Annotated in this window: 16 protein-coding genes; 6 read left to right on the top strand and 10 right to left on the bottom strand. The window is 55.8% G+C overall.

Going from position 1 to position 14,074, the window contains the following annotated elements:
- Nucleotides 1-146 precede the first annotated feature (146 nt).
- From ASB66_RS12130 to sseA, 5 genes are all read left to right on the top strand, one after another.
- Complete coding sequence (locus ASB66_RS12130; protein ID WP_060715692.1) at nucleotides 147-371, top strand: hypothetical protein; 225 nt, start codon at nucleotides 147-149, stop codon at nucleotides 369-371.
- 118 nt (nucleotides 372-489) lie between these two features.
- Nucleotides 490-1,941 carry a cryptochrome/photolyase family protein gene (locus ASB66_RS12125; protein WP_060715693.1) on the top strand — a complete coding sequence of 484 codons (1,452 nt, stop codon included), beginning with the start codon at nucleotides 490-492 and terminating at the stop codon, nucleotides 1,939-1,941.
- 144 nt (nucleotides 1,942-2,085) lie between these two features.
- A complete protein-coding gene (locus ASB66_RS12120) occupies nucleotides 2,086-3,123 on the top strand; it encodes a cysteine synthase A (RefSeq protein WP_060715694.1) in 1,038 nt (345 codons plus the stop codon).
- 5 nt (nucleotides 3,124-3,128) lie between these two features.
- Entirely contained in the window at nucleotides 3,129-3,866 is a 738-nt protein-coding gene (locus ASB66_RS12115; protein ID WP_114386560.1) for an alanyl-tRNA editing protein, read from the top strand.
- Between the two features lie 17 nt (nucleotides 3,867-3,883).
- The gene (sseA, locus tag ASB66_RS12110; protein WP_060715696.1) at nucleotides 3,884-5,317 is read left to right on the top strand and encodes a 3-mercaptopyruvate sulfurtransferase; all 1,434 of its coding nucleotides are present in this window, start codon (nucleotides 3,884-3,886) and stop codon (nucleotides 5,315-5,317) included.
- A gap of 124 nt (nucleotides 5,318-5,441) precedes the next feature.
- Here sseA and ASB66_RS12105 read toward each other — a convergent pair whose 3' ends face one another.
- Nucleotides 5,442-5,825 (bottom strand): ribosomal maturation YjgA family protein, encoded by a 384-nt coding sequence (locus tag ASB66_RS12105; protein ID WP_015915765.1) that lies wholly within the window; start codon nucleotides 5,823-5,825, stop codon nucleotides 5,442-5,444.
- A gap of 123 nt (nucleotides 5,826-5,948) precedes the next feature.
- Between ASB66_RS12105 and ASB66_RS12100 the strand changes: the two genes are divergently transcribed.
- A complete protein-coding gene (locus ASB66_RS12100; protein WP_060715697.1) occupies nucleotides 5,949-6,821 on the top strand; it encodes a DUF817 domain-containing protein in 873 nt (290 codons plus the stop codon).
- A gap of 133 nt (nucleotides 6,822-6,954) precedes the next feature.
- On the opposite strand, the gene ASB66_RS12095 is transcribed toward ASB66_RS12100, so the two are convergent.
- The 9 genes from ASB66_RS12095 to rpmD form a co-directional block, all read right to left on the bottom strand.
- A complete protein-coding gene (locus ASB66_RS12095; protein ID WP_234613858.1) occupies nucleotides 6,955-8,013 on the bottom strand; it encodes a purine-nucleoside phosphorylase in 1,059 nt (352 codons plus the stop codon).
- A 249-nt stretch (nucleotides 8,014-8,262) separates the two neighbouring features.
- Nucleotides 8,263-8,688, bottom strand: coding sequence for a 50S ribosomal protein L17 (gene rplQ / locus ASB66_RS12090; protein ID WP_060715698.1), 426 nt, complete (start codon nucleotides 8,686-8,688; stop codon nucleotides 8,263-8,265).
- 119 nt (nucleotides 8,689-8,807) lie between these two features.
- Nucleotides 8,808-9,818, bottom strand: a complete 1,011-nt coding sequence (locus ASB66_RS12085) for a DNA-directed RNA polymerase subunit alpha (RefSeq protein WP_060715699.1) — start codon at nucleotides 9,816-9,818, stop codon at nucleotides 8,808-8,810.
- Nucleotides 9,819-9,917: 99 nt separating this feature from the next.
- Nucleotides 9,918-10,307, bottom strand: coding sequence for a 30S ribosomal protein S11 (rpsK, locus tag ASB66_RS12080; protein WP_015915761.1), 390 nt, complete (start codon nucleotides 10,305-10,307; stop codon nucleotides 9,918-9,920).
- A gap of 132 nt (nucleotides 10,308-10,439) precedes the next feature.
- Nucleotides 10,440-10,808 carry a 30S ribosomal protein S13 gene (rpsM, locus tag ASB66_RS12075; RefSeq protein WP_060715700.1) on the bottom strand — a complete coding sequence of 123 codons (369 nt, stop codon included), beginning with the start codon at nucleotides 10,806-10,808 and terminating at the stop codon, nucleotides 10,440-10,442.
- A 229-nt stretch (nucleotides 10,809-11,037) separates the two neighbouring features.
- Nucleotides 11,038-11,688, bottom strand: a complete 651-nt coding sequence (locus ASB66_RS12070; RefSeq protein WP_060715701.1) for an adenylate kinase — start codon at nucleotides 11,686-11,688, stop codon at nucleotides 11,038-11,040.
- The gene (secY, locus tag ASB66_RS12065; RefSeq protein WP_015915758.1) at nucleotides 11,685-13,025 is read right to left on the bottom strand and encodes a preprotein translocase subunit SecY; all 1,341 of its coding nucleotides are present in this window, start codon (nucleotides 13,023-13,025) and stop codon (nucleotides 11,685-11,687) included. The genes ASB66_RS12070 and secY overlap by 4 nt, the downstream gene beginning before the upstream one ends.
- A 340-nt stretch (nucleotides 13,026-13,365) precedes the next feature.
- Entirely contained in the window at nucleotides 13,366-13,845 is a 480-nt protein-coding gene (rplO, locus tag ASB66_RS12060) for a 50S ribosomal protein L15 (protein WP_015915757.1), read from the bottom strand.
- A 16-nt stretch (nucleotides 13,846-13,861) separates the two neighbouring features.
- The gene (gene rpmD, locus ASB66_RS12055; protein WP_015915756.1) at nucleotides 13,862-14,065 is read right to left on the bottom strand and encodes a 50S ribosomal protein L30; all 204 of its coding nucleotides are present in this window, start codon (nucleotides 14,063-14,065) and stop codon (nucleotides 13,862-13,864) included.
- Nucleotides 14,066-14,074: the final 9 nt, after the last annotated feature.

Genomic DNA, 14,074 nt, shown 5'->3' with positions numbered 1-14,074 from the left:
CCGTAGCGGGCTGCGAGATTGGCGGCACTTACCAAGGCAACCCGTTATTCATAAATGTCTGTTACTGCATATCCGCAGATACGAGGATATGTCAGGGGACCTGAGTTGCAAACAAAGCAGCTCAACAGACAAAGCGGAATGGTACTATGTGGCTTGAACTGCATGACGGCGACGGGTTTCCCTTCTTCGTCAATATGAACAATGTCGTTGATTTTCGTTGGTATGAACGAGAAAAATATACCAGCTTGCTGACCACGGCGCCTGTGGCGGAAAAACTGCATATGCTTTACGTGCGAGAAAGCGCGACCCAGATCATGCAGATGATCCGCCAGGAGCAAAACCGGCAGGCCGGCAGGGTGGGCGGCGCCTAAAGCAACGGCCCCGAAAAAGAAACCGGGTTGCTGAACGGTGCTCTAAGATGGCAGAGATTGATCCAACACCTTTCGCCTAGCGTAATGGTATAGGTTACTCCTGAATCAGCGAGCCACCATGCCAAATGCCAGCCCTAGTCCAACCATCCTTTGGTTCCGCAAGGATCTGCGTCTTGATGACAACAGGGCGCTGCACGCGATCTTGCAGACTGGAAGCCCGGTCATCCCCCTCTATATCCTTGAACCTGAGGAGATGGGTACCGGTCCGCTCGGTCCGGCGCAGGCCTGGTGGCTGCATCACTCCCTCGTCAGCCTCGGCCAGTCGCTTGAACCTTACGGCAGTGGGTTGATTCTTCGCCACGGCCCACCGGCCCAGGTCCTGCGCCACTTGATGAAAGAGACTGGCGCGAAAGCCGTCCACTGGAATCGTCGTTACGACCCCAGCGGCATGGCATTGGATGCGGATTTAAAAGCCGCTCTGCGCAGCGAAGGGCTTGAGGCCAGTAGCCATGCGGGCTTCCTGCTGCATGAACCGTCGAAGGTGAAAACCGGGAGTGGGGGACCTTTCCGTGTCTACACACCCTTCTGGCGCGCTCTTGAAAAGCAGGGCGATCCACCACCGCCCATCGAGAAACCCAAGACCTTGCATAACCCTGCCGATTGGCCGGATAGCGACCGGTTGGAAGACTGGCAACTGCTGCCGACCAGGCCGGATTGGGCAAAAGAGTTTTCGCAGATCTGGACGCCAGGGGAATCCGGTGCGCATGAGAAACTGAGCCAGTTTATCGATCACGGCATCAAGGGTTACCGCACCCAGCGGGATTTCCCCGCCCAACCCCATACATCCGGCCTGTCGCCGCATCTGGCCCTGGGGGAAATTTCTCCGGCCCGAGTCTGGCACGCAACCATCGGCCTCGGCGATGATGTTTCCAGCGAAGACTATGTGCATTTTCGAAAAGAGCTGGTCTGGCGGGAATTTTCCTACCACCTGCTGTTTCACTTTGCCGAGCTGGCCAGCCAGAACTGGAACGACCGCTTCAATGACTTCCCCTGGGAAAAGAACCCGGCATTTCTATCCGCCTGGCAGCGGGGGCAGACTGGCTATCCAATCGTCGATGCAGGCATGCGCCAGCTCTGGCGACATGGTGTCATGCACAATCGCGTGCGGATGATTGTTGCTTCCTTTCTGATCAAGGACCTGATGATCGATTGGCGCGAAGGCGAAGCGTGGTTTCGTTACACCTTGGTCGATGCCGATCCAGCTTCCAATGCCGCCAGCTGGCAATGGGTGGCAGGCTCCGGCGCCGATGCATCACCGTTTTTCCGGATTTTCAACCCGGTCACCCAGAGCGAGAAATTCGACCCTGACGGCGATTATATCCGCCAATTCGTGCCTGAGCTGGCAAAATTACCCAACAACCTGATCCATCGCCCATTCGAAGCCCCCGCAGCCCTATTGGAAAAGGCGGGTGTTACGCTTGGCAAAACCTATCCGGCGCCACTGGTGGATCACAAAAAGGCCAGGGCCGTGGCGCTTGAGGCTTATAAATCAACCGGCGCGCCGGAATGAATAACAGCCTCAAAGGCATTTCTCCCGCAAGCTGAGGCAAGGTTTTCCGGGTTGATGCCACAGCAAGAAATTGCATTTCTTGTCATGCGGGGCTTGTAGACCGAAAACACACTTTCTATTGTCCGGGAAACAGAAAGTGCGCTCATGGCATTCCACCCCTCCGTTCTAGACGCCATCGGCAACACGCCGCTGATCCGGCTGAAAGCCGCTTCACAGGCAACCGGTTGCACCATTCTGGGCAAGGCCGAGTTTCTCAATCCCGGCCAGTCCGTCAAGGACCGTGCCGCGCTCTACATTATCCGCGATGCCGAACGGCGCGGATTGCTGCGCCCCGGCGGGGTGATCGTTGAGGGTACGGCTGGCAATACCGGCATTGGCCTGACCCTGGTCGCCAAGGCGCTTGGCTACCGCACCGTGATCGTCATTCCGGAAACCCAGAGCCAGGAAAAGAAGGACGCGCTGCGGCTGCTTGGCGCCGAACTGGTCGAGGTTCCCGCCGTTCCCTACAAGAACCCGAATAATTACGTGAAGCTTTCCGGGCGGCTTGCGGCCCAGCTGGCGAAAACCGAACCGAACGGCGCGATCTGGGCCAATCAGTTTGACAATACCGCCAATCGTGACGCCCACATCGAGACAACGGCCCGGGAGATTTTTGAGGATACCGGCGGCGCTGTTGATGGTTTCATCTGCGCCGTTGGCTCCGGTGGCACACTGGCCGGCACGGGGATCGGACTGCGAAACCTGAAGCCTGGCGTCAAGATCGGCCTTGCCGATCCCGAAGGCGCCGCGCTCTATGAATTCTACCGGAATGGCGAATTGAAATCCTCTGGTTCCTCGATCAGCGAAGGCATTGGCCAAGGACGGATTACCGCCAATCTCGAGGGATTTACGCCTGATTTCGCTTACCTGATTCCCGACAGCGAAGCCCTGCCGATCATTTTCGATCTGGTCGAACAGGAAGGCCTCTGCCTTGGCGGCTCTTCCGGCATCAATATCGCTGGCGCCATCCGGCTGGCGCGCGAACTGGGGCCGGGTCATACCATCGTGACCATCCTGTGCGACTATGGCAATCGCTACCAGTCGAAGCTCTATAATCGGGCCTTCCTCAAAGAAAAGGGCCTGCCGCAGCCGACATGGCTGGGCGGTAAACCCGACATTTCCATTCCCTTCGAACCTGTCTGAGCCCCATGCCAACATTGCCTCTGTTTCGTGACGATTTTTACCTTTCGACGGCAGAGGCGGTGGTGACAGCCGTGCATGACGACGGCTCAATCGAGCTTGACCAGACCTGTTTTTACGCCACATCCGGCGGCCAGCCGGGCGATACCGGCTTTCTGGAACGGGCCGATGGCTCGACCATCCAGCTTGGCCTGACGCGCCACGGCCCGGACAAGAGTGTGATCCTGCACCAGCCGCTGGAGGGCCAGCCAAGCCCCAGCCTTGGCGAAAAACTGGTGCTGCATGTTGACTGGCCACGCCGCTACAAACTGATGCGGATGCATACCGCCTGCCATCTGCTGTCGGTGGTCTGCCCGTTTCCCATTACCGGTGCTGCTGTCGGCGAGGAGGAAAGCCGGGTGGATTTCGACATGAGCGAAGCCATTGACCGCGAAACGGTGACGGCGGTTCTGATGCGGTTGGTGGAGGAAAACCATCCGGTCTACCTGGAATGGATCACCGACGCGCAACTGGCAGCCAATCCGGATATCGTCAAATCCAAGAATGTGCGCCCACCGATGGGTTTGGGTCGCGTTAGCCTTGTTTGCATCGGAGAGAATTCATCCGTTGACAGCCAGCCCTGCGGCGGCACACATGTTTCCGAGACCCAGGAGGTCGGCGCGATTCATATCGCCAAGATCGAGAAAAAGGGCAAGGAGAACCGGCGCTTCCGTATTCGCTTCGGTACGCTGGAACCCTCTGCCTGACAAGCACGGAGAGAAGCATGTCTGCGGAGAAAAGCCGTTTCGTCGTATCGGCCGAGTGGGTACAGAAGCAATTGGGCGCACCTCAATTCAAGGTCGTCGATGCATCCTGGTATTTGCCGGCCCATAACCGCAATGGCGCGGAAGAATACGCTGCTGGTCACATTCCCGGCGCAATGTTTTTCGATCAGGACCAGATCGCCGATCGCTCCACCAGCCTGCCCCACACCGTACCCTCCCCGGAATCCTTTGCCGAAGCAGTCGGTAAGCTTGGGATTTCAGACACCGACACGATTGTGGTGTATGATGGTCCAGGTCTTTTTTCCGCGCCGCGCGTCTGGTGGATGTTCCGGGTGATGGGCGCGCCGAATGTGTTTCTTCTGGATGGAGGATTGGACGGTTGGAAACAGGAAGAACGGCCGCTTGAGACCGACCTGCCTGAGCCAGCACCTGCGACCTTTACCACCAATTTCAAGGAAAGCCTGATCACTCCGTTCCAGGATATGCAGAGCATTGTCGAGAGCGCCAGCCGCCAGATCGCCGATGCCCGCCCTGCTGGACGGTTCACGGGTGAAGAACAGGAACCACGGGCGGGAATGCGCTCCGGCCATATGCCCGGCGCCCGTTCGGTTCCCGCCTCTATCCTTGGCGAAAATGGCCGGTTGAAAGACCTCTCGACATTGCGGGAGATTTTCACCGACGCGGGCATCGACCTGACCCGCCCGATCGTTACCAGCTGCGGCTCTGGGGTTACAGCGGCAGTGGTGACGCTGGCGCTGCAATCGCTCGGCCATCACGATAATACACTCTATGACGGCTCCTGGTCTGAATGGGGCTCTCGCAAGGACACTCCTGTCGTGACCGGACCGGCAGACGCAATTGAGGGCGAGCTACCTACGCTTCTGACCGCCCATGTCACCAAGCTGGAAATGACCGCCCCGCCGAAGTCCAGCTTGCCAGTGCCGATCAATATCCAGACGGCGATCATCCGCGCCACTGAAATGCCCCTGCCCTATTACCGCTTCCTCTATCGCCAGGTTGGCTCCCGCTGGCACTGGTACAAACGCCTGCAGATGACCGATGCCGAACTGAAGGCGACCATCCATAACCCGGACGTGTCAATCTGTGTGCTTTACGTCAATGGCGCACCAGCGGGCTTCTTCGAGCTGACCCAGCAACAGGACAATACCGTCGAGCTGTCCTATTTTGGCCTGTTTGAACATGCGCTGGGGCTTGGAATCGGCAAATGGTTCCTGCTCCAGGCGCTCTATGCCGCCTGGTCGACCGCACCAACCAAAATCTCGGTGATGACAAATACACTCGACCATCCCCGCGCCCTGCAACTCTACCAGCAGTTCGGCTTTTCCCCGGTTGAGACCTGGAACGAATTGGTGGAGCCACCCTCCGAATCCAGTTTGCTAGACATTTTGAAGCGGGATTACAACATTCAGTGATGGGCTGTGACGCCTGTTAATTCTTCGTCGAGCCTGTCAGGTTTAGATTTAACCCGACAGGCTCGAATCCATTCAGTTCAGCAATGGGATAATCGACGGGCAACACCATCAACCTTTCGGACGCTCACTTCTTAGGTGAGAATGCAAGCCGGTCCAGCACGCTAGCGATGACAATGCCCAAACAATAAGCCACGATGTTCCACGGTGAAAAAATCCGGCCGAGCAGCAAGGCACCCGCCATAGTCAAACGAAAAGCATCCAGCTCCGGCGTATGGATCAACCTGGACAATTCGACAGCAATTGCCACGGCCAAAGAAGCGACCAAAGACCGACGGAATGCAACCAAAACCATAGCGGTCAACCCATAGACCATAGCTCCCCACAAGATCGACCCACCATACTTGACGAAAAAGAACGGCAAACCAAACTGATAGCCTTTAACCCGCAACAGGAGACCCGCAATAATCACGCCTAGCGACGCTACCAATAGAATAAGCTTTCTTTGCAATGGGCTACAATCTCCGGTCCTGACGATAGACAAGTTGGATCCTCTTCAAAAACCGTCCCTCTCCAACATTGCACATTTTTGAAGCGTACAAATTCCAGTGAATTATGCAGCAGGCAAGATCGTATGACAGATCCCCGCACACGCCAGGCGTTCTCACTTCATCGCCTTGATGACATTCTTGAGCAGAGTCGGCCATTCAACAATCTCTCAGGTCTGCGCCGATTTATCGTCGAGTTTCTTTATTTTGGAATAAAAGAGGCCCGCGCCTGTCTTTTTGTCGGACTGTTTTTTCTGGCGGTTTTCCTCGTGCCGCGCGGTGGCATTCTCGGTGTTGCCCGCTACGATATACTTTTGTTTATCGCTCTCGCCATCCAAGCGGTCATGCTGATCGGCAAATTGGAGACATGGGACGAAGCCAAGGCAATCGCGCTCTTCCATGCACTTGGTTTTGCTCTTGAAGTCTTCAAGACATCCGGCGCACTTCCATCTTGGTCTTATCCTGATCCCGGATTGAGCAAATTATTCGGTGTTCCTCTATTTTCCGGCTTCATGTACGCGGGTGTCGGCTCCTACATCATACAAGCCTGGAGGTTATTCGACCTGCGTGTTCGCCATCACCCACCGTATTGGATGACGGCGCTAGTCGCAGTGGCAATATATGCAAACTTTTTCACCCATCACTATATCGGCGACTACCGCTGGTATATTGCCGCTTGCGCGCTGGGCCTCTACGCTCGAACCACTGTGATTTTCCGTCCATATGACAAAGACCGATGGATGCCTCTGTTTGTTGCCTTTATCCTCATAGGATTTTTTATATGGCTTGCGGAAAACATCAGCACATTTTTTGGTATCTGGCGCTATCCGAACCAAATGAACTATTGGTCCATGGTTCATCTTGGTAAGTGGAGTTCGTGGTCCTTGTTGGTGATCATGTCATTTGTGATCGTCACGCAATTGAAACATATCAAAACAAGGATACATATACCTCAATAGTAAGCGCATCGACCTTATAGCGATGCCTATTGATGGTGCATGAAGGCGCGACAACACACCGCGTCCTCAATGCCTTGATTTTTATTGTGGAGATCAAAAACGAATAAGGCTCTCAAGATACATACGATATGTCTTATTTTCCGCCATTGCGTTCTTTCCACGTTTTCCAGTCCGCGATAACGGCATTTGCGAAAGCATTTCCTACTCGATAAGCATTCGTGACTGATGGCATGAAGCCGCCGGACTTCGAAGTCAGCGATTCGATAGCGGTACGGCCAAACGGTTCGCGGTCGAAATTGGACGCTGTGCGCAACACCAGAATACGGTTGAAATCGAGGCGCCCGGCCTCTGAGGCCCGCTTCAAAGCTGTCAGCGTCGCATTATCCTCCATTTGGGTGGTGCAGTAATGGGCTTTTCCATCGGTGACCAGGGTAGCAAATCGTTCTGTGGCTTCAGCGTCCTTGACCCCATGCCAGTAGGTATCGCCTGAGACCGTGTCGCAAATCTTCACAGACGGAGCCGCCTTGGCCGCTGGCGCGGCATAGGCGGCGCGATAGGTCTTGGCGGCATCGCTGTCCAAAAGTTCGACGGATCCCGTCAGTTCCATGGCCTTTTGGACCAGCGCCTCGTTCAGCGCGTAGACCTCCGTCCCTGCCGCCCAGGTCGGCTTGCCGGTCGGACTTGCCGCACCCAGCGGCACCTGCCCGTCTGGCCAGTCCTTGTCGATCTGGCGGGCGTCGATATCATGCCGCAATCCACCGTCCACCACATATCTGGCCCAGAGCGCCGACCCCAGAGTTCCCTCCTTCGGATTGACGCCGGCAATGCCTGCGATCAACACATAGGTGTTGCGGAGATCGAACCGACGGTCGAACGCGACTGCCATGGTCGAGCTCGCCGCATTGGCATAGCCCATTGCCGTGGTCATCACGCAGAGGCCCTGACGATCGCAAGCGACCTCTGGATACTCTTTCGACAGGCCTGGCACTTTAACCTTCGTCGTCAGCTTGCGCCCTGCCAGCCACGGCTTGGTCTCTTCGCCAAACATGGTGATAACGAGAACCTTCGGAGCAATTGTTTTCACTCCTCGGCTGGAAGCCGACGACGCGGCTTGACTGACAATGGCGCTCGACGCCACCGACAACGCAGTGACAATCATCGCAGTAGCGAATGCAGGCAATCTTGGCATCATGGGATAGATCTCTTTGTCGAAGGGCAATGGCAGCATTGCAGGGATGGAGATCTCCTTCTTAGCCCGGACAGAATTTCAGGTCAAAACCATAGACCAGAGGCATAGGCGATCCTGAACATTAACCAACAACGGTGCGAAGCCTAAACACAACTCTCCCGGAAAGACTTGGAGCAGCGAGCCAGAAAACGGAAAAGGGCCGGATGGTTTCCCATCCGGCCCTGAAACAAACGACTTAACGTCGCTTATGGCTTATGCTGCTTCAGCGGTTTCTGCTTCTGCGGCAACGCGAGCCTTGTCAGCTGCACCCTTGGCGTCGACATCGCGCTCAACGAACTCGATAACGGCCAGAGGAGCATTGTCGCCCTGACGGAAGCCAGCCTTCATGATGCGAAGGTAGCCGCCATTACGGCTGGCGTAACGGGTAGCAATCGCATCGAACAGCTTGCGAACAGCATCCTGATCCTTGATCTGCGAAATGGCCTGACGACGAGCGTGCAGGTCGCCACGCTTGCCGAGTGTGACAAGCCGTTCGACGATCGGGCGAATTTCCTTCGCCTTGGGCAGGGTGGTGACAATCTGCTCATGGGTGATGAGCGAAGCCGCCATATTGGCAAACATTGCCTTACGGTGGCTTGCGGTACGGTTCAGCTTGCGGCCGGCTTTCTGATGGCGCATGGCTATTCTCCTTCAATGCAGGTTCCCGCGCTTGTTGCGGCCCTGCCGTTTCCTGACACATACGGATCAAGATCCGCAGTTTGACTGGAAAGGCAGAGTTCAACCTGCCTTATCTAAGATTAATATTGGTCTTCGTAGCGCTTGGCGAGATCTTCGATGTTTTCCGGCGGCCAGGCAGGAACTTCCATACCCAGATGCAGGCCCATGGAAGCCAAAACTTCCTTGATCTCGTTCAGCGATTTGCGGCCAAAATTCGGTGTGCGCAGCATTTCGGCTTCGGTCTTCTGGATCAGATCGCCAATATATACGATATTGTCGTTCTTCAGGCAGTTGGCCGAACGAACCGAAAGCTCGAGTTCGTCGACCTTCTTCAAGAGAGCCGGGTTGAAAGCCAGTTCGGTAACGGCTTCTTCTTCAGCTTCACGCTGCGGCTCATCGAAGTTGACGAAGACAGACAGCTGGTCCTGGAGAATACGGGCAGCAAAAGCCACCGCATCTTCACCCGAAACAGACCCATCGGTCTCAATCGTCATGGTCAGCTTGTCGTAGTCAAGAACCTGGCCTTCGCGGGTGTTCTCCACCTTGTAGGACACTTTCTTGACCGGCGAATAGAGGCTGTCGACGGGTATAAGCCCAATCGGAGCATCTTCTGCGCGGTTACGATCGGCGGGGACATAGCCCTTACCGTTGTTGACCGTGAATTCCATCCGGATTTCCGCACCTTCATCCAGCGTGCAGATGACGTGGTTCGGATTGAGGATCTCGATATCGCCAACCGTCTGGATATCTCCAGCGGTCACGACGCCCGGACCCTGCTTGCGGACGACCATGCGCTTGGCATCGTCGCCGTCCATCTTGATGGCAATTTCCTTGATGTTCAAAACGATGTCGGTGACATCTTCGCGAACACCCGGGATCGACGAGAATTCATGCAGAACACCGTCGATCTGGACAGCCGTCACGGCAGCACCGCGCAGCGACGACAGCAAAACGCGACGAAGAGCGTTGCCGAGCGTCAGACCGAAGCCCCGCTCAAGCGGTTCGGCAACCAGGGTTGCCTTGGTGCGACCGCTGGAGGAGAACTCAACCTTGTTCGGCTTGATCAGTTCCTGCCAATTCTTCTGAATCATATGTTTACCTTCCGTTCGTCGCCACTATTCAATCGTGACGACCGAGCATGAGAAGAACCGGGACCGCATGTGCGCATATCCCGGCCGGACGAAGAATGATCAGACGCGGCGCTTCTTGCGAGGACGGCAGCCATTGTGCGGGATCGGGGTCACATCGCGGATCGAGGTGATCATGAAGCCCGCAGCCTGCAAAGCGCGCAGAGCCGATTCACGGCCAGAACCCGGACCGCAAACTTCGACTTCCAGCGACTTCATGCCGTGTTCTTGAGCCTTCTTGGCGCAATCTTCAGCAGCGATCTGAGCGGCAAACGGGGTCGATTTACGCGAGCCCTTGAAGCCCTTGGCACCAGCGGACGACCAGGCAATTGCATTGCCCTGCGCGTCGGTGATGGTGATCATCGTGTTGTTGAATGTCGAGTTGACGTGCGCAACACCCGACGAAATATTTTTGCGCTCTCTACGGCGAACGCGTGTGGCTTCCTTGGCCATTCAATTCCCTTTCATTGATCTCGACACCGCCGTAACACCAGCGGCTCCACCGGAAAGGACAACGTGCCCTTTCCAAAACTGCAACAAGGCCGGCACTGACGTGCCAGCCTCAAGCTCGCCATACAGCGAAACTTACTTCTTCTTACCAGCAATAGCCTTTGCCGGACCCTTGCGAGTACGAGCATTGGTATGTGTACGCTGACCGCGAACAGGCAGACCGCGACGATGACGAAGACCGCGGTAGCAGCCCAGATCCATCAAACGCTTGATGTTCATTGCGGTGTCGCGACGCAGGTCACCTTCGACCTGGTAATCGCGGTCGATGGTTTCACGGATAGCCAGAACTTCAGCATCTGTCAGCTGATGAACGCGGCGGTCGGCTGCAAGACCAACCTTTTCCATGATTTCCTGTGCGAACTTCGGACCAATCCCATGAATATAGGTCAGCGCGATAACTACGCGCTTTGCCGTTGGGATGTTGACGCCAGCGATACGTGCCACGCCTATTCTCCTTGCGTTCCAGTTGCCATCCGGCAAGTGGTGTGTCGTTTGACAGCCGTGACAAGGCCGCCGATTGATTTTTGGGTTCTCAACAAGTCAAAACGACCGAACCCGTCTTCCTCCGTAGGAAGAACGCGCCGACCGTTGATCTTTAGCGAGTTGGCGCGCTATCTAGCGGAATCAGTAACGAAAAGCAACCGTTCCGCTAAAGAAATTCATGGATATCCGGTCAGAGACCGGACAACACCGTCTCAATTTCCGCCGTAACCTGGTCGATTTCGGCCATACCGTCGACAGAATGGAGTTTTCCCTTGGCATAGTAATAGCCGATCAAGGGAGAAGTCTCCTTATAATAGGCCTGTAGACGGGTCTTTACCGTATCGCGATTGTCATCGGGACGACGCTTAAAGTGAGTCGATCCGCATTTATCGCAGACCCCCTCCACCTTCGGCTTGAGATTCTCGTCATGATAGCCCGTGCCACAATTGGCACAGGTATAACGACCAGCGATTCGGTCCGCCAGGATTTCATCTTCAACCCTGATTTCAACCACAGCCGAAAGTTCAAGGCCCTTGACCGCAAGCATCTCTTCCGTAGCATCCGCCTGGATCAAGGTCCGCGGAAATCCATCGAGAATGAAGCCATTGCTGCAATCATCCTGATCGATCCGCTCGGAAACAATCGCTATGACGATATCGTCCGAGACCAGCTTTCCAGCATCCATCACCGCCTTGGCGCGCTTACCGACCTCAGTCTGAGCCGACACAGCCGCCCGCAGCATATCCCCCGTCGACAGTTGCGGAATACCGTACTTGTCGACGATCCTCTGAGCCTGAGTGCCTTTACCCGCACCCGGAGGCCCCAATAGAATTAACCTCATCGTCCCCTCTTTCCTCCACGCAACTTCGATTTCTTGATCAGCCCCTCATATTGCTGAGCAATCAGGTGACCCTGTACCTGTGCTACCGTATCCAGGGTAACGCTGACAACAATCAAAAGCGACGTACCACCAAGGGATAAGGGCACCCCGGTCTGAGAAACCAAAATTTCGGGAAGGATACAGACGAAGACAAGGTAAATGGCGCCAACAACCGTAATTCGCGTCAGCACATAATCGATATATTCAGCCGTGCGCTCGCCGGGACGAATCCCTGGAATGAAGCCGCCATGCTTTTTCAGATTGTCGGCCGTGTCCTTCGGATTGAAAACAATGGCCGTATAGAAGAATGCAAAGAAGCCGATCAACAGCGCATAGAGCACCATGTAGGCAGGCTGACCATGGCCAAGCGCGCTGATGATAGTCGTTGCCCATGCGGGCAGCGTTGAGCCACCGGTAAAGCCAGCAGCCGTCGCTGGCAGCAGCAGCAACGACGATGCGAAGATCGCGGGGATAACGCCCGAGGTGTTCAGCTTCAGTGGCAGATGCGAGGTGTCGCCCTGGAACATCCGGTTGCCGACCTGGCGCTTCGGATACTGGATCAACAAGCGGCGCTGGGCGCGCTCGAAGAACACGATCAGCGCAATCACGCCGATCGCCACCAAGATGACGGTCAGGATCAAAGCTGTGGACAAAGCCCCGGTGCGGCCAAGCTCCAGCGTACCAGCAAGCGCAGTCGGCAGACCAGCGGCAATACCCGCGAAGATAATCAGCGAAATACCGTTACCAATACCGCGCGAGGTGATCTGTTCACCAAGCCACATCAAGAACATCGTACCACCCAAAAGGGTCACGACAGTCGAAAGGCGGAAGAACAAGCCAGGATCGGTCACCAAGCCATTGCCGTGCTCCAGCCCTACCGCAATGCCATAGGCTTGAAGCGTGCCGAGCAGAACGGTGCCGTAGCGGGTATATTGATTGATGATCTTGCGCCCCTGCTCACCTTCCTTCTTGAGGTTTTCGAGCGAGGGAACAACTGATGTCATCAGCTGGACGATAATCGAAGCGGAAATATAGGGCATGATCCCGAGGGCGAAAATCGCCATGCGCTGCACCGCGCCACCGGAAAACATGTTGAACAGTCCCAGAATACCACCGGACTGGCCTTTAAAGGCAGCAGCATAGGCCTCGGGGTTGAGGCCAGGCAGCGGAATATGGGTACCTAGACGATAGACAAGAAGGGCGGCCAACGTGAACCAGATGCGCTTTTTCAAATCCTCTGCCTTCGCAAAGGTTGAAAAGTTCAGGTTCGAGGCCAATTGTTCCGCTGCAGAAGCCATAAAATTCTCCGCGTCACCATATACGGCGGCTTGACGATGGACAGCCTACCGAAGGTAAAGTTCGTTCTCTCTCGCAGAAAACCGGGGGCGGAGCGATTGCAGTGCAACCAGATGCCTCTCCCTCTGTTTCCGAAATTCCCGGAAGACGGAACATAAAGCGTCGTGCATTTTTTAAACACACGAAAGCTGCTTTATCACTCAAAAAGTGCTGTGTCGCTTTCTCCCCAAACCAAGATGATTTGGGGAGAAAGCGACACAGGAGCCGCCAATGGGTCGCGAGGCACACATATGGTAGAAAAATCGCCCGGTGTGAAGCACCCCGGGCGATAATATTAATCGATTATTCCGACTTTTCCGCAGCAGCTGACAGCTGCTTGATCGTGCCGCCCGCCTTTTCGATCTTTTCGACCGCTGGCTTGGAAGCTCCGGCAACTTCAATCGTTACCTTCGTCGTCAATTCACCGTCACCGAGGACGCGAACACCGTCTTTAAGGCGGCGAATCACGCCAGCAGCCTTGAGAGCTGCTGCATCGATGGTGGCGGAAGCGTCGAGCTTGCCGGCATCGATCGCTGTCTGAATCCGACCGAGCGAAACGGTCGTGAATTCGGAAGCGAAGATGTTGTTGAAGCCACGCTTCGGCAGGCGACGATAGATCGGCATCTGGCCGCCTTCGAAGCCATTGACGGCTACGCCGGAACGCGCCTTCTGACCCTTGACGCCACGGCCACCGGTCTTGCCCTTGCCGGAACCGATACCACGACCTACGCGGATACGGTCCTTGCTGGAGCCTTCGTTGTCTTTGATTTCATTCAGTTTCATGACAGTTTCCTCCGTCTCACTTCTCGTCGACGACGCGAACGAGATGCTGGACAGCACGGATCATGCCACGAACCGAAGGCGTATCTTCCAACGTGCGGACCCGATGCATCTTGTTGAGACCCAGGCCGATAAGCGTCTGGCGCTGTACAGCCGGGCGGCGAATAGGCGAACCGATCTGCTCGACCGTGATCGTCTTCTGGGCTTCAGTGTTCTTGGCCATTGTCCAGCT

Origin of the sequence: Gillisella vitis (assembly GCF_001541345.2) — a bacterium.
GTDB lineage: Bacteria > Pseudomonadota > Alphaproteobacteria > Rhizobiales > Rhizobiaceae > Allorhizobium > Allorhizobium vitis.
The sequence above is the reverse complement of the archived record's forward strand: the minus strand, read 5'-3'. Positions and strand labels throughout refer to the sequence as shown.

Coding starts and splice junctions, on each gene's coding strand:
- ASB66_RS12130 (WP_060715692.1), top strand. CDS start 147: ATGTGGCTTGAACTGCATGACGGCGACGGGTTTCCCTTCTTCGTCAAT.
- ASB66_RS12125 (WP_060715693.1), top strand. CDS start 490: ATGCCAAATGCCAGCCCTAGTCCAACCATCCTTTGGTTCCGCAAGGAT.
- ASB66_RS12120 (WP_060715694.1), top strand. CDS start 2,086: ATGGCATTCCACCCCTCCGTTCTAGACGCCATCGGCAACACGCCGCTG.
- ASB66_RS12115 (WP_114386560.1), top strand. CDS start 3,129: ATGCCAACATTGCCTCTGTTTCGTGACGATTTTTACCTTTCGACGGCA.
- sseA (WP_060715696.1), top strand. CDS start 3,884: ATGTCTGCGGAGAAAAGCCGTTTCGTCGTATCGGCCGAGTGGGTACAG.
- ASB66_RS12100 (WP_060715697.1), top strand. CDS start 5,949: ATGACAGATCCCCGCACACGCCAGGCGTTCTCACTTCATCGCCTTGAT.
- ASB66_RS12095 (WP_234613858.1), bottom strand. CDS start 8,013: ATGATGCCAAGATTGCCTGCATTCGCTACTGCGATGATTGTCACTGCG.
- rplQ (WP_060715698.1), bottom strand. CDS start 8,688: ATGCGCCATCAGAAAGCCGGCCGCAAGCTGAACCGTACCGCAAGCCAC.
- ASB66_RS12085 (WP_060715699.1), bottom strand. CDS start 9,818: ATGATTCAGAAGAATTGGCAGGAACTGATCAAGCCGAACAAGGTTGAG.
- rpsK (WP_015915761.1), bottom strand. CDS start 10,307: ATGGCCAAGGAAGCCACACGCGTTCGCCGTAGAGAGCGCAAAAATATT.
- ASB66_RS12070 (WP_060715701.1), bottom strand. CDS start 11,688: ATGAGGTTAATTCTATTGGGGCCTCCGGGTGCGGGTAAAGGCACTCAG.
- secY (WP_015915758.1), bottom strand. CDS start 13,025: ATGGCTTCTGCAGCGGAACAATTGGCCTCGAACCTGAACTTTTCAACC.
- rplO (WP_015915757.1), bottom strand. CDS start 13,845: ATGAAACTGAATGAAATCAAAGACAACGAAGGCTCCAGCAAGGACCGT.
- rpmD (WP_015915756.1), bottom strand. CDS start 14,065: ATGGCCAAGAACACTGAAGCCCAGAAGACGATCACGGTCGAGCAGATC.